The sequence below is a fragment of the Candidatus Binatia bacterium genome, assembly GCA_036504975.1.
Lineage (GTDB): Bacteria > Desulfobacterota > Binatia > UBA9968 > UBA9968 > JAJPJQ01.
The window spans coordinates 12,249-35,147 of the sequence record DASXUF010000012.1 but is presented as its reverse complement, the minus strand read 5'-3'; the positions used below and the strand labels follow the sequence as shown (position 1 = coordinate 35,147).

Below are 22,899 nucleotides of genomic sequence, written 5' to 3'. Positions count from 1 at the left end.
CGTCGCTCCTCGGATCAGGGCAGCAGCGATTTGATAAAGCCGCTCTGATCCAGTTCCCTGACGAGGCGGCTGTCCGAGAACTCTTCCGGTTTCGCGCCCTTGGCCTTGGGATTTTGTTTTTCCAGCCCTTGCAGCAAGCTCGCTATCCCCTGGAGCGATGGATAGGGCGGGATAGAGAAGGATTTGATGACCGTTTCATAAGTCTCTTCGAGTATTTCCTGGTCGTCGGTCCTGAAATACTTTCCCATCGCCTTCACCGCAAAGCTCTTGTCCTTCCGGCCGCGCGCCGCGCCCTCGATGTAGGCCCTGAGAAAGCGCCGCACGACATCCTCATGGCTCTTCAGATATCTCCGGCTCGTCACGACGCCGTTGACGTGATACTCCGCGTCCAGCTTGGACAAATCCAGCAGCTCCTTCAGCTTGAGCCGCCGCGCCTGCAAGGTCGCCGGCGGACTTATCGCTGCCGCATGGACCTTTCCTGCAGCCATAGCCGTTACCGTTTCAGCCGGGCCACCGGTCTGCACCATCGTGATATCTCTATCCGGATCGATGCCATGGGCCCGTAGAGCAAACCTGGAGGCGAGGTCCGAGAGCGTGCCGAAGCGGGTTGCGCCGAACACCTTGCCGCGCAAATCCTCCATGCGCTCGATGCCCGGCCGGGCGAAGATCGAAAATAGAAACTTGCGCACGATCGTGGCTATGATGACGGTGTCGGCGCCGGAAAAATTAGCTTGAATCGACGCGGCGCCGCCAAGCTGGATGATGGGCACTTCACCGGCAAGCATCGCCTGGAGAGCGAGCGAGCTGCCCGGAATACTGATCGCCTCGATGGCGAGCCCGTTCTTCTCGTAAAAGCCTCCCTCTTTGGCGAGCCACATCGACATTTGCGTCGCCGACGCCGAGCCGCCGCCGACGCGGATCTTGTCGAGTTTCTTTTCCTGGGCGGGAGTCGATGCCAGTGAGGCCGCGACGAGAAGCAGCGCGAGAAGGCACGCGCGGAAGATTTTCTTCATCGGTCCTCCGGATGGTACGGCCGCAATCCTAAAGAGAAAGAGGGTTGAGTGTCAAGGAGGATTGCTGGGCGAGAGATCGATTCCCCATTTAGTATAGATCCCCGGCTTCTATCCCGATGTAGCCCGCCACATCGCGGGCGAATTTTCCCTCGGCGCCCTCGAGCTTGCCGTACATCGCCGTCAGTCGAGCGAGACTCATCTCAGTGCCGCGCTTCTAGCAGGGACGGGAGCACTTTCTCGTAAAACTCCCGGTCTCCCTCAAAGATCTTCAGCGAAGCGATCTCTTCGACCGTGCACCATCGGGCGGCGGCTGCCTCCCTTTCATCCAGCAGCAATTCTCCGCCCACATAGTCAGCCAGCCACCAGTGCAACCGGTAATGTCCGCCCGTGGAAATGTTCTCCCACACCTTGCGCACCGGCCGAACCGTCAGCCCGACTTCTTCCATCGACTCGCGAATGACGGCAGCATCCTGACTTTCTCCAGGCTCGACCTTGCCGCTGAGGGGCCCCCAATATCCCGTGAACGGCACGGCGGGCCCTCGTTCGATCAGGAGAATCTTGTCGCCATTGACGATGACGGCAACGATGGCGTTAAGCATTAAATTTGCTGTGAATCAGAACGCTAAAAATGTCAGTTTGAGCTTCCGCAACAGTTGTTTCTAGACCGCTCCTACGTGCGGCTAAAGGTAGGGCGCTATATGCAAACAGATTAGTTTGATTCGCCGGCTACCCGAGAAAGAGTTGGTTCGCGAAGGAGCTTTTGAAAAAGCCGGTGGATCGAACGAGGTGCAGTGGACTCAACGATCTGAAATCGCAGATGCTTCCCCTGTGCATCTTTCGACTCGTCCTTTTGCATGACGATGATTGATTGATCAGGTAAACTCTCGGTTAGACCTTTTATCAACTCTAAAGCATTTATGTTTGGAAGTACGATATCCATTATAATCAAGTCGTACCGCGAACCGCTCCGACTTAACATCTGGAGAGCATCGATGCTGGATGCTACCGTGCGCACATTCCACCCTTGATGCTCCCAAAATGCTGAAAAGGTCGCACGCAACTGCTCTTCCTGTTCGACGATAAGAACTGATTTCAGTCTAGAAGATGTTTCGCGGCGAATATGTGACCAAGCTAGGCCTGACATAGTCAACAACATTGATAGGCCGAAGACACCATAGTAGAAAAGTGTCTCGGGTACCCCTAACGTACGAGTAAACCCGGCCGCCAGCATTACAGAAACAAGTACAGCCAGTCCAAGGAAAAGCCTACTGACATACTCCGGATAAGTTCTTGTGTCTCTAGTCATTGCGGCTAGATCTTTCCCTGTGCTCACTCCGCTTCAATGTAATAATATCCCAAATTAGAAACCCTGCCAAGATGCCAAACACTGCGACAACGCCAGCGGAGTGAATGTCAGTGATGACTTCTGCGGCTTTTCCCTTTATTGGTATCAGGGTCGTGACCCACTTGAAACCAGCTAGAAGTAGCCAAAGGGCGGTTACTACTAAAAGGTCCCCGATAATTGCGCGCACATAGGGGCGGAAGTCCTGCCAAATCTCTTTGTATAACGGCTCTGTCATTGTCGCCCGAAGATAGTTCAGAGGGTCTTGAGCCAAATTTGAAGTAATATCGCTCATCTACAAAAACTTTGTCAAGAACGTTTTTGTTTGCGCGGAGCATCGAAAAGCAAGGAATATCCGTGCGCGAGAGTGTCATCAAAATCGAACACAACAGCAATTCGTGTCCTGCATGTGCTCCTCCTAGAACTCTCTGTGCCAATCGCTCGCGGTGAACTATTATCAATCGCGACACCTTTAAAGGCAACGGGAGGCGCTACAGTATCCCAGCGCCTCCCGTCCAGATCGCCAAATGGCTCTATGCCGTTAAATACGCGACCTGACTGGCCTGATAACATGCCTGCCAAACCAGGGGAGATTTTCCCGTTTTGGATGGGTTCCTCGCGTCGAGGGCAAAATTACCAATAGTATCAGCCAGTCGTTCTCCGAGGCCGTTTTCCAAAAGCTCGAACGGGTCCAGGTTTTTCCCCCAGATATACCGTCCACTCTTTTCCTCCAACAAAGCTCTAAAGGCTCCCAAAATGGGATAGACAAAACCAGCCGGGACTCCATATTTCGATTCTTTGTTGACGAAGTACAACGTCGCTTTCCGCTTACCTTTGTACGTTGTGACGCCGGTAAGTCGACCGAATTTGCCTCCTGCGACTCCGCCCTCGCTTTTGGCGCGAACTTTATTGTAAAGATCAGGAAGGTGCAGCTGAATGTAATCATAGAGCTGCAGGATGTCATGTGCCAGCGGGTAAATCTTTTCATATGATTTTTTGTTTTCAGAAAAATGCTGGAGACATGCCGCCTTTGACCTGTACGCGTTGATCGGATGGGCCTTGTCATCGAAGTGGTCGCGGTCAAAGGTCGTGAGAATCGCTATAATGTCGCGGACATCGATCGGTTTCGAACTTCCGTCCTCGAGAACTTCGTGCTCCTTGTATGCGATCAGCTCTGAATACCGATATTTTACAATTGCCTGCTTGAGCTTCTCGAACTCTCCGCTAAGATTCATCAGGCTCTGATCACGGACCTGCGTGGAAGAATTTCGGGCGTCAACGAGATTTGGAATTTCTTCCGACCGAAAGCCCTCAAGGATCTCCAATTTGACGTACTGGGATTCTTCCAGGCCCTCGCGTTCCTCAAGCAGGATGTTATAGCTATGTCCTCCGTCTAACAGTCCATGCAAGTTCGGATCTCTTACCGTAATTGTGAGTTTCGAACTTTTGTTGTCAAATGAGACAGACTCCGCTGATAACACAATGCCGCGATTCATGAATAGAAACATTTCCGGATTCTCACGAACACTACCGCGGATTTTCTCGGGGAGAGAGCCCGTGAGCTTCGGGTCGCGAACGTTGATCTTCCGCCAACCGCTCAGGTCGGGTAACTGCTGTACCTCCACAACAGCAAAATAATCCCGATAACCCTGTTTCTGGAACGGGGTCTCGAGATGGCGGAAAGAAATAACGGGAAAAGTGAAACGGGTGGGTGAGTCCATAAAACCTCCTCTAGTAAAGGGCACGCCTTTAACTCCGCCTTGAGGGGAGGACCCCTACAATAGCGTGCTCGCCACCATGGCAAAGCTGATCTTCTTTTTATGCCCGTCGAAAGCGGAAGTCAACATAAATCTTTTTTACTGTCCCACCCTTAACCTGTCTCATTGAACCTCCTTTCGAATAATGTTACGTGAACCTCACCATGGCCAAGTAGCGCGTCACCGTGGACACCGGCGGGACGTTTTCGGATTTTGTTTTTTTCAACGAAGAGTCCGGCGAAATTTCTCGCATTTGACAGGCCAAGACCGCCAAGCTAACCTTGAGACTGAAGGAGAAACGAAATGGCCAAGCGTGTCCCTATCGACGATGCGTCGGCTCAGGTGAAAGACTTCCTAAAACGGTTCGATCCTGAAAACGGCGAATACGTTCTTGAGATGGCTGGTAAACCTTTAGTTGGCGTTGTCCCAGCCTGGCAGGTCGAGAAGCTTTCTCAGAAGCGAGCAGAAGTCCTTGCCCTTCTTGACCAGAGCTGGGAACGAAACCGGGCGGTCGATGAAGATGAGGCCCGTCAAGTCGTGAGTGAAGCAATTAAGGAGGTCCGCCATCGGAACACGCCTGACTAACACACCCCGATTCTTTCCACCCGCCGCCTTTCTTGCCCTCTTAAAGTCATCTTGATTTCTCCAGCAAGCCAACAGCCGCCGACTCTTGGTTGAAGCTCCTTCCGAATAATGTTACGCCAGACTCACGATGGCAAAGTACCGCGTCACCGTAGACACGGGCGGGACGTTTTCGGATTTTGTTTAAGGCTGGAGACGCTTCGCGTCGAGAGTTTCTAGAGGCGAGACTTTTTTCGTTTTTTCCCCTGCCGCCGTTTTAAAATACTTTCCAAATCGCGCAGGATATCCGGCATTCCCAGCGCGGCCGAAAATTCCCGCACCCAGCGGCGGACTCTTCTTAGGTTCAGCTTGGGATGAACGTCAAGCAGGGCCTCGATGTCCGCGATGTCACGCGGTCGGCGAGCGACTGCCTTCATGATAATCAAATCTTCGGGAACGACCAGAGGAATGCGCAAACCGCCCAAGTTCAGTGACTCGGCGCGAGCCACCGCTTCTTTTTCGAATGGCAAGCCGGCAAAAACAATATCTACGTCGATGCCGCTTGCGTGATGACGGACCAATAGAACGCGCGTGCTTCGTGCAAACGGGAGCACGTCAGGACGCCTTGGGACAAACCCGAACCCTGCCCCTGCGCTGAGGAATTTTTCCCACTGTTGTTCATCTAACACCGCGAGAGCGTCCACGTCCCGCGTGACTCGCGGGCGGCCAAGCAGGGAAGCGGCCACGCCGCCTATGACTGCGCCACGAATGTCCGCGTTTTCAAACCACAAGACGAGATCGCGTAAAGCTGCTAAGAGAGGAGCCAAGGCCTCTTCCGGCTTACCCACCTAATGCCTTTCTGAGCCGGCTCCAGCGGTCTCGCACCTCGGCCTCTTCGGCCGCCAGCGCCTCAGTCCACCCCATGGGTTTTACTGAAGCCATGAGAGCAGCGAGTTGAAGCAGTTTGCGCATGACTGGAGTCTTGAGTAGTTCCTCCCGCTCGGCGGCGTTGACAGTTTTCCACCGCTCCCTAAAACTCTTAGCTTCCGCGCTTGTGATGCGATTTTTCATTCGATCCCTTTTGTCCCAGGACATCCACCGCTTAGTTGCCCCGTTGAACGGAAAATCTCAGGGCTAAATATACCAGGGATGGCCGGCTAAAACCAAGCGACCCGAGGGACCTTCGAAGCCAATGTTACGCCCATAGTTGAACGGCCATGTGAATAATGTTACGCCAGACTCACGATGGCCAAGTACCGCGTGACGGTGGACACGGGCGGGACGTTTTCGGATTTTGTTTTTTTCAACGAAGAGTCCGGTGAGATCAGCATCACAAAACTTCCTTCGACGCCGAAGGAACCGTTTCAAGCGGTGCTCAACGGCGTCAAAGAGCTGCTCGACCGCGGCGGCGCGGCGAAAGACATCTCTTTTTTCTCTCACGGCACCACCGTCGGCACCAACGCGCTGCTCGAAGAGAAGGGCGCGCGCACCGGTTTGCTCGTGACAGAAGGATTTCGCGGCATTTACGAAGTCATGGAGCAGTCGCGCGGCTACGGGCCAGCGACGTACGATTTGTTTTTTGAGAAGCCAAGGCTGCTCGCCGAACCGTACTATACCGAAGAAATTGCCGAGCGGGTGGATTTTCGCGGCGCGGTGCTGAAACCGATCGACGTCGAATCTTCGTTACAGGCGGTCCGCAGGCTGAAGCGGAAAAAAGTCGAGTCGATCGCCGCCTGCTTTCTCTTTTCATTCTTGAATCCCGGCCATGAGCTCGCGATCAAGGAAATCGTCGAACGCGAGTTTCCCGAAGCGAGCCTGTCGCTCTCGTGCGAAGTGCTGCCGCAGATCCGCGAGTTCTACCGGCTGAGCACGACGGTGATCAACGCCTACATCGCCCCGGTGATGAGCCGCTACCTCGGCCGGTTGGAGCAAAGATTGCGGGAGATCGGCGTGGCGACGCCGAGACTCTATATCATGCAGTCGAACGGCGGCGTGGCGACGTTTAAGAGCGCGGCAAAAAAACCCGTCGCGACCGTTCTCTCGGGCCCGGCCGGCGGCGTCATCGCTTCGCTCGGCATCAGCCGGCTCGCGGGAATCAAAAACGTCATCACCTTCGACATGGGCGGCACGAGCTGCGACGTGGCGCTCATCCACGAAGGAAATCCGGGCGTCACGACCCAAGGCAGGATTAACCAGCGCCCGATCAGCCTTCCCATGCTCGACATCCATACGGTCAGCGCCGGAGGCGGAACGATCGCGCGCATCGACGCCGTCGGCGGCGTCCATGTCGGACCGGACAGCGCCGGCGCCGATCCCGGGCCGATCGGCTATGACCAGGGAGGAGAAGAGGTCACCATCACCGACGCGAATCTCGTTCTCGGCGTGCTCCACCCGGAGAAATTTCTCGGCGGCCGGTTGAAGCTCAACCGCGCGAAAGCCGAAAAGCTCCTCGAAGAAAAGATCGCGAAGCCGCTCGGCCTGAACGTGCTCGAATCCGCGGACGGCATTCTCAAGATCATCAACGTCAAAATGGAAGAAGCGATCAAGGCGGTCTCGTCCCAGCGCGGCTACGACATCCGCGACTTCACGCTGATCGCCTTCGGCGGCGGCGGCCCGATGCACGCCGGAAGGATCGCCCTCGACCTCGGAATCCCGACGCTGCTCATCCCATTGACTCCCGGCGTGACTTCAGCGCTTGGACTATTGCTTGCCGACGTCAAGCACGATTACGTGAGATCGAAGCTCGCGCCGCTGAAAGAATTGGATCTCGATGAGATCAACGGCCTTTTCTCCCAGCTTACCGACCAGGCAAAGAACGATCTCCGCGGTGAAGGCTTCGGCGACGGCGAGATCGCGTGGCAAGCTTTTCTCGATCTGCGCTATGCGGGACAGGGATACGAGCTGACCGTGACCTCGCCGCTGCCGCCGCTGAAGAAAGCGGATTTGGATCTCATGCGCCGGCGCTTTGACGCTCAGCATGAACAAGCCCACGGACACAAGGCGGAATCCGAGCCGGTCGAATTGGTGAGCCTGCGCCTGGTTTCGCACGGAATGGTTCCCCCGGCGAAGCTTTCTCCGGCGAAACCGACGGGAAGAAAAATCGAGGGCGCTAGAACCGGAGAGCGAAAAATCTTCTTCGGCAAAGAGCACGGCCTGCTCGATTGCGTGATTTACCGCCGCGACCTGTTGGAGCCGGGCCACCAGATCGCCGGGCCGGCGGTGATCGAGCAACTTGACACGACGACGGTGATCCACCCGGAGCAGACGGCGGTGGTTGATCATTACTGTAACCTCATCGTCACGGCCAAGCGGTAGGGAGAAAATCAACCGCAAAGAACACAAAGCACTCAAAAGGGTCTGAAGGACTTCCCTTTGCGTTCTTTGTGGTTAAAACTCAAGGTATTCATGGCTTCGGTCGATGCGATAACTCTCCAAGTGATCCAAGCGCGCCTCGCCGGCATCGTCCAGGAGATGCAGAACTCCCTCTTTCGCACCGGCTACTCCACGATCATCCGCGAATCGCAGGACGCTAGCTGCGCGATTTTAAATTGTCGCGGAGAAGTCGTCGCGCAGCACGTCGTCCTGCCGCTCCACATGGGCGCCTTTCCCGCGTGCGCTGCTGGCGTGCTCAAGCACTACGCGCCTTCCGAGATTCACGAAGGCGACGCTTTCATCACCAACCATCCCTACTTGGGCGGGAGCCCGCACGCGCCGGACATGGCGGTGCTGACGCCGATTTTTTACGAGGGCGAGTGGGTCGGCTTCGCCGCCAACATGGCGCACAAAAGCGACATCGGCGGGCCGGTTCCGGGAAGCTGCTGGAGCCAGGCGCGGGAGATTTTTCAGGAAGGGCTTCATCTTCCGCCGATCAAGTACGTCGCGCGCTTCGAGCCGAGCGGCGACATCGAGAACATCATCGGCGCCAACAGCCGCACGCCCGAGCTGGTGATCGGCGACATGCGCGGCCAGGTAGGGGCCGACCGCCTGGGCGAAAGACGCTTTCAGGAGCTGATGGAAAGATATGGCCGCGAGACCGTGCTCGATTCTTACGATGCGCTGTTTGCGCTGACCGAGTCGAAAGTGCGGCGCGAGATCGCCTCGTGGCCGGACGGCAACGGCGAAGGCGAACGCTTCGTCGACAGCGACGGCATCGAGCTGGACAAACCCGTGCGCATCCACGTGAAGCTCGAGAAAAGAGGCGACCGCCTATTCTTCGACTTCACCGGCTCGGCGGCGCAGACCAAAGGACCGGCCAACATCCGGCCTACCGTCGTACGCGCCGCGTGCGCCTACTGTCTGATCGCGCTGGTCGATCCGGCGCTCGCGATCAACCACGGCATGGCGCGGGTGATCGAAATCAAAGTCGGCGACGGCAGCGTCGTCAACCCGCGCTTCCCCGCGCCGGTGAACACGTATAACCCCACGGTGCACGCCCTGGTCGAAGCGCTCTTCGAGGGCTTGAGCCGGATCACGCCGCACAAAAAAGTGGCGGACGGGTGCAGCAGCCGCTCGATCATCGTGGGCGGCCGCAGCAACAAGACCGGCCGGAGCTACGTGCAGTACGAGATTTTCGGCGGCGGCTCCGGCGGACGCAGCGGCAAGGACGGCGTCTCCGGCACCAACGTCAATCAGTCGAACGCCCGCATCGCTCCGGTGGAGATCGTCGAATCCGAATTCTCCACGCGCATCCGGCGCTTCGAGCTGATCTCCGACTCCGGCGGCGCCGGCAAGTTTCGCGGCGGTTTGGGGTTCGTGCGCGAATATGAATTTCTCGACCAGGAGGCGCGCTTCGCGCTCCGATCCACCAAGCATGCCGTAGCGCCAAAAGGAATCGAGGGCGGCTTTTCCGGAAAACCGGGAAAGTGCACTCTCAATCCCAACACCGAAAAAGAAAAAATCATTCCTTCGCGCTACTCCGATCATCTGCTCCATCCCGGCGACGTCGTATGCCTGGATACTCCGGGAGGCGGCGGCCTGGGAAATCCGCTGGAGCGTGAGCCGTTGAAAGTTTTGGCCGACGTGAAGAACGGCTACGTCTCGATGGAGAAAGCGCGCGAGCTATACGGCGTGGCGATCGAATCCGGAAACGGCGATTTTTCCATCGACGAGAAGCAGACGAGCGAAGCGCGAAGAACACTTGCAGACCGCTGAAAGACTCCTATGTCATTCTGAGGAGCCGAAGGCGACGAAGAATCTCGCATGAGGAATGGGACTTCGGTCGAGATCCTTCGCTGACGCTCAGGATGACAAAAATGACTCGGCTCCTCAACCGAAGCCGCGCCTGCATATCCGTTCACGGTCTGCGTCGTCCGAAAAACAGGCGCAGTCAATGAAAGATTCGTGAACTTCCTTAGAGCGCTTAAGGACGCGTGGGAATGGCTTGCAAACGTGGCGGATCGCTCCAGAGCCGTGGATATTTTGAGTCGCGCAACGGAAACGCCGCCGGCTCAGGCGGAGCAGACCTACGATCTCTATCTGAATCCATCCTCGCCGCCGAGCCTCGCGCCCACGGAGACCGGAGTGCTCGCTGTGCTTGAGCTGCTCGCAGAGAGCGGGCGTATTTCGCTGCCGCTCCCGGCGGCGCGACGCTACATTGATGATCGCTACTATCAAGCGCTCGGTGCATCAGCATGACGGTTGATGCAATAACCCTTCAGATCATTCAGGCGCGTCTCGCCGGCATCGTCCAGGAGATGCAGAACTCGCTCTTCCGCACCGGCTTCTCCACGATCATCCGCGAATCCCAGGACGCAAGCTGCGCGATTCTAAACTGCCGCGGCGAGGTGATCGCCCAGCACGTCGTACTGCCGCTTCATATGGGCGCGTTTCCCGCCTGCGCCGAAGGACTGCTCACACACTTCAAGCGCTCTGAGCTTCACGACGGCGATGCGTTCATCATGAACCATCCGTATCTGGGCGGGAGCCCGCACGCGCCGGACATGGCGGTCCTGACGCCCATCTTTTTTCACGATGACTGGGTCGGCTTTGCCGCCAACATGGCGCACAAGAGCGATATCGGCGGCATGGTGCCCGGAAGCGGCTCGGGCCAGGCACGGGAAATTTTTCAGGAAGGTCTGCACCTGCCGCCGGTGAAATTCGCCGCGCGACATCAAACCGTGAGAGAGATCGAGGCTCTCATCAGCGCCAACAGCCGCACGCCCGAGCTTGTGATCGGCGATATTCGCGGGCAGGTCGGCGCGGACCGTCTCGGCGAAAAAAGGCTCGCGGAGTTGATGAACCGCTACGGCAAAGAAATTATTCTCACGGCGACGACGCTGCTCTCTTCCTATACGGAAGCGCGGGTCAGGCAAGCGATCGCCTCGTGGCCGGACGGCGCGTCTGAGGGAGAGAGCTTCGTGGATCATGACGGCATCGATCTCGATCGTCCCATCCGAATTCACGTGAAAGTGGAAAAGCGGGGCGATCGAATCGATTTCGATTTCAGCGGGTCGAGCGATCAGACGCACGGCCCGGCGAATATCCGGCCGTCGCTGGTACGGGCCTGTTGCTCTTACTGCCTCATCTCTCTGGTCGATCCATGCTTGCCGATCAATCAGGGTCTCGCCGCGGTGAGCCGGACAACATTCCGCGAAGGCAGCGTGCTCCATCCGCGCTTTCCGGGCGCAGTCAACACGTATATGCCGACGGCGCTGGCCGTGGTGGAAGCGCTCTTCAGAGCGCTGGCCCGTTTCGCGCCGGAGAAGAGAGTCGCCGGTAGCTCCGGCAGCGCGGCCATGGTGCTGGGAGGACGAAGCGGCGGCGGGAGAGACTACGTCCACTACGAGATATTCAGCGGCGGCACCGGCGCGAGATCCGGCCAAGACGGCGTCTCGGCAATGGCTTTTCACTTGAGCAACTGCCGCACCGCGCCGGTGGAGATCATCGAGTCGGAGTTTCCCACCCGGGTCGAGCGCTTCGAGCTGATCGCCGATTCCGGCGGCGCGGGCAAGTTCCGCGGCGGGCTCGGCTTCGTCCGCGAATGCCGCATCCTCCAGGATGAAGTCCGTTTCTCCATGCGCACGGACAAACACTTGATCGCGCCCCAGGGCGCCGAGGGAGGAAAACCGGGAATAAAAGGAGCGTGCATCGTCAATCCCGGCACGAAAGACGAAAAACGGCTCCCCTCCCGCTTCGGCGATTACATTCTCCGCAAGGGTGACCTCCTGCGCCTGGATCGCCCCGGAGGCGGCGGCATGGCCGATGCTCTGGAGCGGCCGGCGGAAAAGGTTCTCGAGGACGTCCGCCAGGGCTACGTCACCGCCGCCAGCGCGTGGGCGGATTATAGGGTGGCGCTCGGGGTGGAAAACGGCGATTGGACGGTGGACAGGGATGCGACCCGCGCCCTACGAAAAAATGAAAAAAAAGCTGGTAAACAAAACTTTCCTTTGCTATAAACTCCAACTAGTAAATAACTCCAAGGAGGAGAAAATGGCGAAACGCAAACCGAATGCTGCATTCATGAAACCGATGCAACCGTCCGCGGCTTTGGCAGAGGTTGTGGGGAGCAAGGCTCTTCCGCGCACCGAGGTCACCAAGAAGCTCTGGCAGTATATCAAGCGCAGAGGGCTCCAGGACAAAACGAAGCGGACGATGATCAACGCCGACGACAGCCTCAAAGCGGTCTTCGGCGGCAAGAAAAAGGTCACGATGTTTGAGATGACCAAGCTGGTCAGTCGTCATCTCAAGTAGCAAAACCCTTCCCCAAATTTTCTGAGAGCGGCCAGGGCAAACGACATCTCGTTTGTCATGGCCGTTCTTTGTCTTAATTCAGGTCTTACAAACGGCCATTCCTAGGTGCAGCTTGTCAATCACTGGGGACTTGTCAACGACGCGGAGAGATTCTTCGCTTCGCTCAGAATGACGTTATGGCTATATAGGCGTTCTTCACTCCAACGTCTAGAGCTGGTCAGAAACGCTCCAGCTACGAGGCGCACGAAGAATCGGCGAGCGCAGGCGCATTCTTCTAGTACGTCGAGCGAGACGCGATCGAGCGCAACAATCTTAACGCCCGCCTGGGGGTTTCTCGAAGCTGATTTGAAGTCTTCCAAAAAGTTTGAGGACGGTCAGAAAGGCCCAAATCCGAGGCGTGCGAAGGTCCGCGAGCGGAGGCGTACTCTTTTAGTACGTTGACGCGAAGCGGGCCGAGCACAACGAAGGAGTTGGGTCTTTATGGCCGTCCTCCTATCGCTGCTGGAGAGCGTCGAAGAGGTGCAGCTGGCGGGTGTGGCCCTCGTCGTCGAAGTGGACCGGATAATCGCCGCTGAAGCAGGCGTCGCAGAAGCCTTGCTTCTCGCCGTTCTTCAGAAACGTATACATCCCGTCGCGGCTGAGATAAGCGAGGGTGTCTGCTTCGATGAACTTGCGGATCTCCTCGGTGGAATTCGTGGAGGCGATCAGCTCGGCGCGCGTCGGCGTGTCGATCCCGTAGTAGCAGGGGCTGATCGTCGGCGGCGAGCTGATACGCATGTGCACTTCCTTGGCGCCGGCGTCGCGCAGCATGCGAATGATCTTCCGGCTCGTCGTGCCGCGCACGATCGAATCGTCCACCACGACGACCCGCTTTCCTTGCAGCACCTCGCGCTGGGCGTTGAGCTTGATCTTGACGCCGAAGTGGCGGATCGACTGCTGTGGCTCGATGAAGGTCCGGCCCACGTAATGGTTGCGGATCAGCCCGAACTCCAGCGGGATGCCCGACTCCTCGGCGAAGCCGATCGCCGCCGGCACGCCCGAGTCCGGCACCGGCGTTACGAGGTCGGCCTCGATCGCGCTCTCGCGCGCAAGCTGGCGCCCCAGCTCTTTTCTCACCTGATAGACGTTGCGGCCGTAGAGATTGCTGTCGGGCCGCGAGAAATAAATGTATTCAAAGATGCATTTCGCGTGCGGCGAGGGCGGAAACGGCTTCAGCGACTCCATCCCGCGCGCGCCGAAGGTGATGATCTCGCCCGGCTCGACTTCCCTCAGATAGTCGGCCTCGATCAGGTCCAACGCGCAGGTCTCCGAGGCGACGACAAAGCCGCCGCGCGGCGTCGACGACTTGAGCTTGCCGAGGACGAGCGGGCGGAACCCGCTCGGATCGCGCGCGGCGATCATCCGCTCCGGCGTGAGAAAGAGCAGTGAGTACGCGCCGCGGACGCGGCTGAGCGCCTCGACGATGCGGCTCATCAGGCTCTGTTCTTTGGAGGTCGCGATCAGATGGATGATCACCTCGGTGTCTGAGGTGGACTGGAAGATCGAGCCGGAGATTTCCAGCTCCTCGCGGAGCACGTGCGCGTTGACGAGATTGCCGTTATGCGAGATGGCGATCGGGCCCTGGGAGTATTCGACAACGAACGGCTGCGCGTTGCGCAGGTGGCTCTGCCCGGTGGTGGAGTAGCGATTGTGGCCGATCGCGCTCGGCCCTTCGAGCCGCCGCATCACGTCTTCTTTGTAAATGTCCGCGACCAGTCCCATCTGCCGGTGCGAGATCAGGATCTTGCCGTCGGACGAGACGATGCCGGAAGATTCCTGGCCGCGGTGCTGCAGCGCGTAGAGGCCGAGATAGACCAGGTTGGCCGCCTCGGGATGGCCGTAGACGCCCATCACCGCGCATTCTTCGTGGAACTTATCGAACATTGATCCCTTACCTCTTTACCTTATCCCCACTTTGATTTCATCCTCATCCTTCATCCTTTCCCTTCAGCCGCCGCTCCAGGCTGTGCACCCATATAGACCGCATCTCTTCTACCGGCAACTGCACGAGCGACTGAATCGACAGCCTCGACCCTCCGACCTCGCCGAGCACCTGCATCGGCGCTCCCTCCTCGGCGGCGATTTGCCGGAGCCGCGCCAGATCTTTTTCCCGGACCGAAACGACGATGCGCGACTGAGACTCGCCGAAGAGCAACGCGTCCCCCCGCATCATCTCGCGCAGCTCGATCCGCGCGCCGAGCGGCTTGTCCGGCCCGGAGATCGAGCATTCCGCGAGCGCGACCGCCAGGCCGCCGTCGGAAACGTCGTGCGCGGAGCGAACGATCCCCTTCTCGATCGCGTTGATGCACGCCTGCTGCACGGCCCGCTCCAGCCGCAAATCGATCCACGGCGGCGTCCCTTTGACCAACCCGTGAACGATCTTCAGATACTCGCTGCCGCCGAGCTCCTCGCGCGTCCGGCCGAGAAGCACGATAACGTCCCCTACCGTCTTGAACCAGGGCGTGACGTGCCGCTCGACCCTGGGCAGGAGACCGACCATCGCGATCGTCGGCGTGGGGTAAATCGGCACTCCATCGGTTTCATTATAGAAGCTCACGTTGCCGCTCACAACCGGCACTCCGAGGGCGGCGCAGGCGGCGCGCATGCCCTCGATGACCTGGGAAAACTGCCACATCACCTCCGGCCGCTCCGGGCTGCCGAAGTTGAGGCAGTCGCTCAAGCCGATCGGGCGCGCGCCGACCGCGGCGAGATTGCGCGCCGCTTCCGACACGGCAAGAATTCCGCCGACGTAGGGATCGAGGAAGCAATAGCGCCCGTTGCCGTCCACGGTGAGGGCCAACCCCTGCTTCACGCCTTTGATCCGGATCACCGCCGCGTCGGCCGAAGGCCCGACGACCGTGTTGCTCCGCACCAGGTGGTCGTACTGCCGGTAAACCCATTCCTTCGACGCGATGTTGGGCGAATCGAGCAAGAGCTTCAGCGCCGTCTCCAGATTCGCCGGCGCCGGAATCTCGTCTAGGTTGAGCCTTTGAATCTCGTCGAGAGCCACCGGGCGCTCCGCCGGTCGCTGGTAAACCGGCGCTGCGGACGTCAGCGCCGCTACCGGAATCCGCGCGACCTCGACGCCGTTGAAGAGGGCGCGGAAGGTCCGGTCCTTCGTCACCTTGCCGATCACGACCGCGTCCAGGTCCCAGCGTTGAAAAATTTTCTTGACCTCCGCCTCGCGGCCTTTTTTCGCCACCAGGAGCATCCGTTCTTGGGATTCCGAGAGCAGGATCTCGTAAGGGCTCATGCCGGTTTCTCTCAGCGGCACGCGCGACAGCTCGAGTTCGACGCCGGTCCCGGCCCGGTCCGCCATCTCCACCGACGAGCTGGTGAGGCCGGCGGCGCCCATGTCCTGAATGCCCACAATGAGATCACCCAGATCGCCTTTCATCAGCTCCAGGCAGGCTTCCAGCAGGAGCTTCTCCGTAAACGGATCGCCGACCTGGACCGTCGGCCTTTTTTTCTCGGACTCGTCCGAGAACGATTCGGACGCCATCGTCGCCCCGTGAATGCCGTCGCGTCCGGTTTTGGCGCCGACGTAGATCACCGGGTTGCCGACTCCGGTCGCACGGCCCTTGAAGATGCGCTGCTTCTTGGCGATGCCGAGCGTGAAGGCGTTGACCAGAATGTTGGCGTTGTAGGATTCGTCGAAGAAAACTTCGCCGCCGACGGTCGGCACGCCGATGCAGTTGCCGTAGCCGCCGATGCCCGCGACGACGCCGCCGAGGAGATAGCGCGTGCGCGGATGATCGAAGCTGCCGAAGCGGAGCGAGTTGAGAGAAGCGACGGGCCGCGCCCCCATCGTGAAGACGTCGCGCAGGATGCCGCCGACGCCGGTCGCCGCGCCCTGGTACGGCTCGATGAACGACGGATGGTTGTGGCTCTCCATCTTGAAGACCGCGGCAAGACCGCTGCCGATGTCGACGACGCCGGCGTTCTCTCCCGGCCCCTGGATCACGGCTTTGCCTTCGGTGGGAAGTCGTTTGAGGAACAGACGGGAGCTTTTATAGCTGCAATGCTCCGACCACATGACCGAGAAGACGCCGAGCTCGGTGTAGTTCGGCTCGCGTCCGAGAAGATCGACGATCTTCCGGTACTCCTCGTCCGTGAGACCATGGGCGGCGATGACCTCGGGAGTGAGCGCGGTCTGGGACAAAGCTTTTTCGGCTACCCGGCCCATGCCTTCTTCTCGCGCTTGCCGCCCGCGGCGGCGATCGAAGAAAAGATTTTGAGTCCATCCTCGCTGCCGAGGATTTTCTCGCTCGCGTCCTCCGGATGCGGCATCAGTCCGAATACGTTTCGTCCCTCGTTGCAGACGCCGGCAATATTATCGATGGATCCGTTGGGGTTCGCGGCGGGCGTCGGCCGGCCTTTGGCATCCACGTAACGAACCAGGACCTGGCGGTTTTTATTGAGGCGCTTGAGCGTGACATCGTCCGCGTAGTAGCAGCCCTCGCCGTGCTTCACGGGAAGCTTCAAGAGCTGTCCTTTTTTCGCCGCCGAGGTAAACGGCGTGTCGGTCTCTTCGACGCGGAGATAAACCGGCCGGCAGACAAATTGGAGCGACGCGTTGCGCACGAGCGCTCCGGGAAGGAGGCCGGCCTCGCAGAGGGTTTGAAAGCCGTTACAGATGCCGAGCACGAGTCCGCCGCGGCCGGCGAACTCGATCACGTCCCGCATGATCGGCGAGAAGCGGCCCATCGCGCCGCAGCGGAGATAATCGCCGTAGGAAAACCCGCCCGGCAACACGACGCAGTCGATGTTGCGGTTGAGACGGTCCTTGTGCCAGAGAAACTCGACCTTTTGCTTGAGCACGCGCTTCAGGCAGTCGTAGACGTCGTGGTCGTCGCACGATCCGGGAAACACGATCACTCCCCAGCGCATAGCATTACTCCTGAATTTCGAATCTATAATCCTCGATCACGGGATTGGCGAGCAGCTTGTCGCACATCTCGCGCACGCGCGCCTCCGCCGTCTCGCGCGCAGCGGCCTCCAGCTCGATCTCGAGATATTTTCCCATCCTCACGTCCCGGACCTCGCCGTAGCCGAGCGTGTGCAGCGATCTTTCGACCGCCTTGCCCTGCGGGTCCAGCACGCCGTCCTTGAACGAGATAAAAATTTTAACACGCATGATCGGTTAAAACACCCGTTTGAAGATCGTATCGACGTTCTTGAGATAGTGCTTCAAGTCCAGGCTGTCCTCGATCTCGCGGGCGGAGAGATAGCGCCGGATCTCCGGATCGCCCATTAACTCACGCTTCAGATCGCCGCCCTCTTTGCCGACTTTGAGCGCGTGGCGCTGGACCATGCGGTAGGCCCGGTCGCGCGCGATGCCTTTATCGACCAATCGAAGCAAGACCCGCTCGGAAAAAATCGCGCCGCCGCTCTTCTGGAGGTTGCGCCTCATGTTTTCCGGATAGACGGCGAGATCGCCGAGCACGTAGGCGATCCGGCCGAGCATGTAGTCGAGCAGGATCGTGGCGTCGGGCGCGATCACGCGCTCGACCGAGGAATGGCTGATGTCGCGCTCGTGCCACAGCGCTATGTCTTCGAGCGCGGCCATGGCGTAGGAGCGCATGAGCCGTGCAAGGCCGGAAATATTTTCCGACAGCACCGGGTTTCTCTTGTGCGGCATGGCCGACGAGCCTTTTTGCCCGGCCGTGAATGGCTCCTCCGCCTCTTGGACCTCGGTCCGCTGCAGGTGGCGAATTTCGACGGCGAATTTTTCGAGGGAGCCGGCGATGACGGCCAATGTGGCGAAGAAAACCGCGTGGCGGTCGCGCTGGATGATCTGATTCGAGACCGGCGCGGCCTTGAGACCGCTCTTCCGGCAGACGTAAGCTTCGACCTTGGGCGAGATCTGGGCGAAAGTTCCCACCGCGCCGGAAATCTTGCCGACGCTGACCTCGGCGGCGGCGCTCTGCAAGCGCTCCAGGTTGCGCTTCATCTCCTCGTGCCACAGCGCGAGCTTGAGTCCGAACGTGATGGGCTCGGCGTGGACGCCGTGCGTGCGGCCGATCATCGGAACGTTTTTGTATTTGAATGCCTGGCGCCGCAGTATTTTGATCAGATCTTTGACGTCCTCGATGAGAATGGCGGACGCTTCCTTGAGCTGCAACGCAAACGCCGTGTCGATCACGTCCGAGGAAGTCATCCCGACGTGGATGTAGCGCGCGTCGCCGCCGACGTACTCCGCCACCGAGCTTAGAAACGCGATCGTCTCGTGCTTGACCTCCGCCTCGATCTTGCGGATGCGCGCGACGTTGAAGCGGGCCTTTTTTCGGATGCGTGCGGCGGCGCTCTTTGGCACCTGTCCAAGCTCGGCCAGCGCTTCTGTAGCTAGCACCTCAACTTCGAGCCATTTCTGAAACTGGTTTTCCTCGGTCCAGATCCGGCCCATCTCAGGTCGAGTATAACGTGCAATCATCTGGTTCAAACCCGAATTTCGAATTATGAATTTTGAGTTTTGACTTATCGGAGTTCTTTTTTGAAATTTAACATTCAAAATATTCAAAATCAAAAACTCAACATTATTTTTTATCCGTGTGGCCGAACCCGCCTCCTTGTCTCTCCGAGGCCGGCAGTTCCTCGACCTCCTGCCACTTCACTCTGCAGACGCGCTGCACGATCATCTGCGCGACCCGCTGGCCGCGGCGAATGACGACCGGCTCTTTTCCCAGATTGATGGCGATCAACTGAATCTCGCCGCGATAGTCGGAATCGATCGTTCCCGGACTATTGACGAGAGTGACCCCGTCACGCAGCGCCAAGCCGCTGCGCGGCCGAATCTGGGCCTCGAAGCCGAGCGGCAAGGCTACCGCAATGCCGGTCGGGATCAACGCGCGCGCCAGCGGCTGAAGGATCAAATCCTCATCCAGGTCCGCCCCGAGGTCCATTCCTACCGAGCCTTCGGTCATATAGGCCGGAAGGGAAAACTCTTCCTCCCGCGTGCGCACACGCTTGATTTGAATCCGGACCTCCTCCATATGAAAGAAAATGAAATCGGAAAGCGAGAGATGATGTCCATCTCCCGCTATTATCCTAATGGAATGCGCTGCTCAGGTCCAGTTTTTTCTTATCGATGTCGCCCAGGAGCGTGAGCGCCATAGCCTCGGGCCGTAAAATAGATGCGGCGAGCCCGACGACCTCCTCGCGCGACACGGAGCGAACTCCCTGGATGATGTCCTCCAAAGAGTTGGCTTTGCCGAAATAGATCTCGTCCTTGGCGATATGGCTCATCCAGGAGTCTGAGCTCTCGAGTCCCAGGATCATGTTGCCGACCAATTGGCTTTTCGTCCGCTCGATTTCTTCGTTGCGGATATTGCCCGCGCCCATCCGCTTCATCTCGCTGAGAATCAGCTCGACGACTTCTTCCGTCCAGTCGAGGCTCGTGCCGGCGTAAATCCCCAGATACCCGACGTCCCGATATGAGGAAAGAAAGGAGTAAACCGAGTATGCTTTGCCGCGCTTCTCGCGGATCTCCTGGAACAAACGGGAGCTCATGCCGCCGCCGAGAATGGTGTTGAGGACATAGGCGGCGTAGCGCTTCGGATGCGACTGGTGGATCGCGCCGACGCCGAAGCATAGATGGACCTGTTCCAAGGCCTTTGCGTGCTGGAAAATACCGGCCTGAAGCTTGGGAGAGCCCTCGATTTTAGATTTTAGATTTTCGATTTTGGATTCGGCACTTTGGACCACCCCTAACCTCCGGCTCATCTCCGCCGCGAGATATTCATGGCTCAGGTGGCCGGCGGCCGCGACGATCACCCGGCCGGGAAGATAACGCTCGCGGACGAAGTTTAGAAAATCGTCCCGATGCATGTTGCCGACGGTGGCCGCGTCGCCGCAGATCGGCCGCCCCAACGGGTGATCGGGAAAAAAATCCAGGCTGAAAAGATCGTGCACGTAATCGTCGGGCGTGTCTTCGGACTGCGAGATCTCCTGCAGGATCACCGTTCTCTCGCGCTCGATCTCCTCCGGGTCGAAAACCGAGTGGAGAAAAATATCGGCGAGCAGATCGACGGCCAGGGACAGGTTCTCGTCCAGCACCTTGACGTAGTAGCAGGTGTACTCCTTGGCGGTAAAGGCGTTGAGCACGCCGCCGACGGAGTCCATCTCCTCGGCGATTTGGGTCGCGTTGCGCCGCTCCGTGCCCTTGAAATAGAGGTGCTCGAGAAAGTGCGAGATGCCGTTCTGCTGGCGCGATTCGTGGCGCGAGCCGTTCTCTACCCAGATTCCCAAGCTGACGGAGCGCGCATCCGGCATCTCGCGGGTGAGGATGCGAATGCCGTTGTCGAGAACGGTCTTTTTAAACATTTAAAAGAAAATACGTCGGTTCTATCAAGACTGGGACCCGGCCTCCGCCAGCGCTTCCTTCCGGCTGAGCTTGATTTTGCCTTGCTTGTCGATTTCCAAAACCTTGACCATGACCTCGTCGCCTTCGTTCAGCACGTCGGTGACCCGGCGCACGCGCTCCGGAGCGAGCTGAGAGATGTGCACGAGCCCGTCGGTCCCGGGAAGGATTTCCACAAAGGCGCCGAAGTCCATGATCTTTCTCACCGTGCCGCGATAGATTTTCCCGATCTCCGGCTCGGCCGTGATCCTCTGCACCATCTCCACCGCTCTCCGGCTGGCGGCCTCGTCGTTGGACGCGATCATGACGGTGCCGTCGTCCTCCACGTCCATCTTGACGCCGGTCTCTTCCACGATCCCGCGGATGACCTTGCCGCCGGGGCCGATGATCTCGCGGATCTTCTCCGGCCTGACTTTCAGCGTGATGATTCTCGGCGCATGGCCGGAGAGCTCTTTGCGCGGCGCGGCGATCGTCTTGTCCATCACTCCAAGAATATGCAGCCGTCCGTCCCTGGCTTGATAGAGCGCCTCGCGCATGATCTCGCGCGTGACGCCGGATATCTTGATGTCCATTTGCAGCGACGTAACGCCTTCGCGGGTACCGGCGACTTTGAAGTCCATGTCGCCGAGATGGTCCTCGTCGCCGAGAATGTCGGAGAGCACGCGGACCTGATCGCCCTCTTTGATGAGTCCCATGGCGATGCCCGCCACCGGCGCGGTGATCGGGACGCCGGCGTCCATGAGCGAGAGAGAGCCGCCGCAAACTGTCGCCATCGAAGTGGAGCCGTTCGATTCCAGCACCTCGGAGACGATGCGAATGGTGTAGGGAAAGTCTTCTTCCGGCGGCAATACGTGCAGCAGCGCGCGCTCGGCCAGATTGCCGTGGCCGATGTCCCGCCGGCTGGGTCCGCGCAAAAACTTGACTTCGCCGACGCTGAAAGGCGGGAAGTTGTAATGGAGCATGAATTTCTTGTAATGCTCGCCGATCAGCGCGTCGATCTTTTGCTCGTCGGAAGTCGTTCCCAGGGTCGTGATGACCAGCGCCTGGGTCTCGCCGCGGGTGAAGAGCGCCGAGCCGTGGGTGCGCGGCAGGATTTCGACCTCGCAGGTGATCGGCCGGATATCTTTAAGTCCCCGGCCGTCGATGCGCCGGCCCTCTTTGACGATCTGCTGGCGGAAATAATTCTTTTTGAGCTCGTCGAAGGTTGTCTTGATGTCCTTTTCCCTGTCGGGATCCTCCATCAGGGCCTCGGCGACGGCCACCTTCTTGACCTCGTCAAGTCTTTTATATCGTTCAAGCTTCTCCGCAATGGAAATGGCTTCAAGCAGATTGGTCTTGGCCGCCGCCTCGATGCGCTGCCGGAGAGCCTGGTCGGGCTCGATCAACGGCACGAGACGCTTCGGTTTTCCCACTTCCCGCTTGAGCTGCTCCTGATAATCCAGCAACGGCTGGATCGCCTCGTGGCCCTTGAATAACGCTTCGAGAATCTCGTCTTCCGGCACGATCCGCGCGCCGCCCTCGACCATGACGATGGCGTCGCGGCTGCCGGAGAGGAAGATATCGACGGAGCTCTCATGCAACTGGCTCTGCGTCGGATTTATCACCCATTTTCCGTCCACCCGTCCGATCCGAACACCGGCCAGCGGCCCGTTGAAAGGAATATCGGAAACTTCCAGAGCCACCGAGGCGCCCAGCATCGCTACGACGTCGGGATCGTTTTCCCGATCCGCCGAAAGCACCGTGGCGATGATCTGGGTCTCGCACCGGAGCCCGCCGGCGAAGAGCGGCCGGATCGAGCGGTCTATCAGCCGGCAGGTTAGAATTTCTTTTTCCGAAGGCCGGCCCTCGCGCTTGAAAAAGCCGCCGGGAATTTTTCCCGCCGCGAAAGTTCTCTCTTGATAATCGACCGTCAGGGGAAAGAAGTCGGTGTCGGCCCTGACCTCTTTGGCCGCCACCGCGGTCACGAGGACGACCGTCTCGCCGTATTGCACGAGCGCCGCGCCGTCGGCCTGCTTGGCCATTCTGCCGACCTCGATGGATAGAGGACGGCCGTGGAAGTCAACGGAGATTTTTTTTGCCATGATTGGACCCTTCTAGGTGAACGGGAGGAGCTTTAAGGGCGACCGGACGGGAGGAGGG

At 58.9% G+C, this 22,899-nt stretch carries 20 protein-coding genes; 6 read left to right on the top strand and 14 right to left on the bottom strand.

From position 1 onward, the window contains the following. Nucleotides 1-14 precede the first annotated feature (14 nt). The 4 genes from VGL70_01790 to VGL70_01775 all read right to left on the bottom strand — a co-directional run bounded on the left by VGL70_01790 (nucleotide 15) and on the right by VGL70_01775 (nucleotide 4,076). Nucleotides 15-1,013 (bottom strand): ABC transporter substrate-binding protein, encoded by a 999-nt coding sequence (locus VGL70_01790; GenBank protein HEY3302247.1) that lies wholly within the window; start codon nucleotides 1,011-1,013, stop codon nucleotides 15-17. Nucleotides 1,014-1,213: 200 nt separating this feature from the next. Continuing rightward, the gene (locus tag VGL70_01785; GenBank protein HEY3302246.1) at nucleotides 1,214-1,612 is read right to left on the bottom strand and encodes an NUDIX domain-containing protein; all 399 of its coding nucleotides are present in this window, start codon (nucleotides 1,610-1,612) and stop codon (nucleotides 1,214-1,216) included. A 110-nt stretch (nucleotides 1,613-1,722) separates the two neighbouring features. Next, entirely contained in the window at nucleotides 1,723-2,346 is a 624-nt protein-coding gene (locus tag VGL70_01780) for a response regulator (protein ID HEY3302245.1), read from the bottom strand. Nucleotides 2,347-2,888: 542 nt separating this feature from the next. After that, nucleotides 2,889-4,076: an AIPR family protein gene (locus VGL70_01775; GenBank protein HEY3302244.1), complete on the bottom strand. Its 1,188-nt coding sequence runs from the start codon at nucleotides 4,074-4,076 to the stop codon at nucleotides 2,889-2,891. A gap of 339 nt (nucleotides 4,077-4,415) precedes the next feature. Here VGL70_01775 and VGL70_01770 point away from each other — a divergent pair, with 339 nt between their 5' ends. Continuing rightward, nucleotides 4,416-4,697 carry a hypothetical protein gene (locus VGL70_01770; GenBank protein ID HEY3302243.1) on the top strand — a complete coding sequence of 94 codons (282 nt, stop codon included), beginning with the start codon at nucleotides 4,416-4,418 and terminating at the stop codon, nucleotides 4,695-4,697. A gap of 212 nt (nucleotides 4,698-4,909) precedes the next feature. Here the strand turns inward: VGL70_01770 and VGL70_01765 are convergent, their stop codons facing one another. Continuing rightward, complete coding sequence (locus tag VGL70_01765) at nucleotides 4,910-5,521, bottom strand: nucleotidyltransferase (GenBank protein HEY3302242.1); 612 nt, start codon at nucleotides 5,519-5,521, stop codon at nucleotides 4,910-4,912. Continuing rightward, nucleotides 5,514-5,744: a hypothetical protein gene (locus VGL70_01760; protein HEY3302241.1), complete on the bottom strand. Its 231-nt coding sequence runs from the start codon at nucleotides 5,742-5,744 to the stop codon at nucleotides 5,514-5,516. The genes VGL70_01765 and VGL70_01760 overlap by 8 nt, the downstream gene beginning before the upstream one ends. Nucleotides 5,745-5,918: 174 nt before the next feature. On the opposite strand from VGL70_01760, the gene VGL70_01755 reads away from it, so the two are divergent. The 5 genes from VGL70_01755 (at nucleotide 5,919) to VGL70_01735 (ending at nucleotide 12,362) form a co-directional block, all read left to right on the top strand. Next, nucleotides 5,919-7,988 (top strand): hydantoinase/oxoprolinase family protein, encoded by a 2,070-nt coding sequence (locus VGL70_01755; protein HEY3302240.1) that lies wholly within the window; start codon nucleotides 5,919-5,921, stop codon nucleotides 7,986-7,988. Nucleotides 7,989-8,078: 90 nt separating this feature from the next. Then, nucleotides 8,079-9,824 carry a hydantoinase B/oxoprolinase family protein gene (locus VGL70_01750; GenBank protein ID HEY3302239.1) on the top strand — a complete coding sequence of 582 codons (1,746 nt, stop codon included), beginning with the start codon at nucleotides 8,079-8,081 and terminating at the stop codon, nucleotides 9,822-9,824. A 189-nt stretch (nucleotides 9,825-10,013) separates the two neighbouring features. Then, the gene (locus tag VGL70_01745; GenBank protein HEY3302238.1) at nucleotides 10,014-10,307 is read left to right on the top strand and encodes a hypothetical protein; all 294 of its coding nucleotides are present in this window, start codon (nucleotides 10,014-10,016) and stop codon (nucleotides 10,305-10,307) included. Then, nucleotides 10,304-12,067, top strand: a complete 1,764-nt coding sequence (locus VGL70_01740; GenBank protein HEY3302237.1) for a hydantoinase B/oxoprolinase family protein — start codon at nucleotides 10,304-10,306, stop codon at nucleotides 12,065-12,067. Before VGL70_01745 ends, VGL70_01740 begins: the two co-directional genes overlap by 4 nt. A 34-nt stretch (nucleotides 12,068-12,101) precedes the next feature. Beyond that, nucleotides 12,102-12,362: an SWIB/MDM2 domain-containing protein gene (locus VGL70_01735; GenBank protein HEY3302236.1), complete on the top strand. Its 261-nt coding sequence runs from the start codon at nucleotides 12,102-12,104 to the stop codon at nucleotides 12,360-12,362. A gap of 492 nt (nucleotides 12,363-12,854) precedes the next feature. On the opposite strand, the gene purF is transcribed toward VGL70_01735, so the two are convergent. The 8 genes from purF to pnp form a co-directional block, all read right to left on the bottom strand. Further along, complete coding sequence (gene purF / locus VGL70_01730; GenBank protein ID HEY3302235.1) at nucleotides 12,855-14,285, bottom strand: amidophosphoribosyltransferase; 1,431 nt, start codon at nucleotides 14,283-14,285, stop codon at nucleotides 12,855-12,857. 43 nt (nucleotides 14,286-14,328) lie between these two features. Continuing rightward, nucleotides 14,329-16,587 (bottom strand): phosphoribosylformylglycinamidine synthase subunit PurL, encoded by a 2,259-nt coding sequence (purL, locus tag VGL70_01725; protein ID HEY3302234.1) that lies wholly within the window; start codon nucleotides 16,585-16,587, stop codon nucleotides 14,329-14,331. After that, nucleotides 16,575-17,291, bottom strand: coding sequence for a phosphoribosylformylglycinamidine synthase subunit PurQ (purQ, locus tag VGL70_01720; protein HEY3302233.1), 717 nt, complete (start codon nucleotides 17,289-17,291; stop codon nucleotides 16,575-16,577). The genes purL and purQ overlap by 13 nt, the downstream gene beginning before the upstream one ends. Before the next feature lie 4 nt (nucleotides 17,292-17,295). After that, entirely contained in the window at nucleotides 17,296-17,538 is a 243-nt protein-coding gene (purS, locus tag VGL70_01715) for a phosphoribosylformylglycinamidine synthase subunit PurS (GenBank protein ID HEY3302232.1), read from the bottom strand. A gap of 6 nt (nucleotides 17,539-17,544) precedes the next feature. Continuing rightward, nucleotides 17,545-18,834 carry an adenylosuccinate lyase gene (purB, locus tag VGL70_01710; protein ID HEY3302231.1) on the bottom strand — a complete coding sequence of 430 codons (1,290 nt, stop codon included), beginning with the start codon at nucleotides 18,832-18,834 and terminating at the stop codon, nucleotides 17,545-17,547. A 103-nt stretch (nucleotides 18,835-18,937) separates the two neighbouring features. After that, on the bottom strand, nucleotides 18,938-19,393 hold the full coding sequence (gene dut, locus VGL70_01705) for a dUTP diphosphatase (GenBank protein ID HEY3302230.1): 456 nt from the start codon (nucleotides 19,391-19,393) through the stop codon (nucleotides 18,938-18,940). A 55-nt stretch (nucleotides 19,394-19,448) separates the two neighbouring features. Continuing rightward, nucleotides 19,449-20,723: a pitrilysin family protein gene (locus VGL70_01700; GenBank protein HEY3302229.1), complete on the bottom strand. Its 1,275-nt coding sequence runs from the start codon at nucleotides 20,721-20,723 to the stop codon at nucleotides 19,449-19,451. Between the two features lie 24 nt (nucleotides 20,724-20,747). Beyond that, nucleotides 20,748-22,844 (bottom strand): polyribonucleotide nucleotidyltransferase, encoded by a 2,097-nt coding sequence (pnp, locus tag VGL70_01695; GenBank protein ID HEY3302228.1) that lies wholly within the window; start codon nucleotides 22,842-22,844, stop codon nucleotides 20,748-20,750. Nucleotides 22,845-22,899 lie beyond the last annotated feature (55 nt).

Coding starts and splice junctions, on each gene's coding strand:
- VGL70_01790 (HEY3302247.1), bottom strand. CDS start 1,013: ATGAAGAAAATCTTCCGCGCGTGCCTTCTCGCGCTGCTTCTCGTCGCG.
- VGL70_01785 (HEY3302246.1), bottom strand. CDS start 1,612: ATGCTTAACGCCATCGTTGCCGTCATCGTCAATGGCGACAAGATTCTC.
- VGL70_01775 (HEY3302244.1), bottom strand. CDS start 4,076: ATGGACTCACCCACCCGTTTCACTTTTCCCGTTATTTCTTTCCGCCAT.
- VGL70_01770 (HEY3302243.1), top strand. CDS start 4,416: ATGGCCAAGCGTGTCCCTATCGACGATGCGTCGGCTCAGGTGAAAGAC.
- VGL70_01760 (HEY3302241.1), bottom strand. CDS start 5,744: ATGAAAAATCGCATCACAAGCGCGGAAGCTAAGAGTTTTAGGGAGCGG.
- VGL70_01755 (HEY3302240.1), top strand. CDS start 5,919: ATGGCCAAGTACCGCGTGACGGTGGACACGGGCGGGACGTTTTCGGAT.
- VGL70_01750 (HEY3302239.1), top strand. CDS start 8,079: ATGGCTTCGGTCGATGCGATAACTCTCCAAGTGATCCAAGCGCGCCTC.
- VGL70_01740 (HEY3302237.1), top strand. CDS start 10,304: ATGACGGTTGATGCAATAACCCTTCAGATCATTCAGGCGCGTCTCGCC.
- VGL70_01735 (HEY3302236.1), top strand. CDS start 12,102: ATGGCGAAACGCAAACCGAATGCTGCATTCATGAAACCGATGCAACCG.
- purF (HEY3302235.1), bottom strand. CDS start 14,285: ATGTTCGATAAGTTCCACGAAGAATGCGCGGTGATGGGCGTCTACGGC.
- purL (HEY3302234.1), bottom strand. CDS start 16,587: ATGGGCCGGGTAGCCGAAAAAGCTTTGTCCCAGACCGCGCTCACTCCC.
- purQ (HEY3302233.1), bottom strand. CDS start 17,291: ATGCGCTGGGGAGTGATCGTGTTTCCCGGATCGTGCGACGACCACGAC.
- purS (HEY3302232.1), bottom strand. CDS start 17,538: ATGCGTGTTAAAATTTTTATCTCGTTCAAGGACGGCGTGCTGGACCCG.
- purB (HEY3302231.1), bottom strand. CDS start 18,834: ATGATTGCACGTTATACTCGACCTGAGATGGGCCGGATCTGGACCGAG.
- dut (HEY3302230.1), bottom strand. CDS start 19,393: ATGGAGGAGGTCCGGATTCAAATCAAGCGTGTGCGCACGCGGGAGGAA.
- VGL70_01700 (HEY3302229.1), bottom strand. CDS start 20,723: ATGTTTAAAAAGACCGTTCTCGACAACGGCATTCGCATCCTCACCCGC.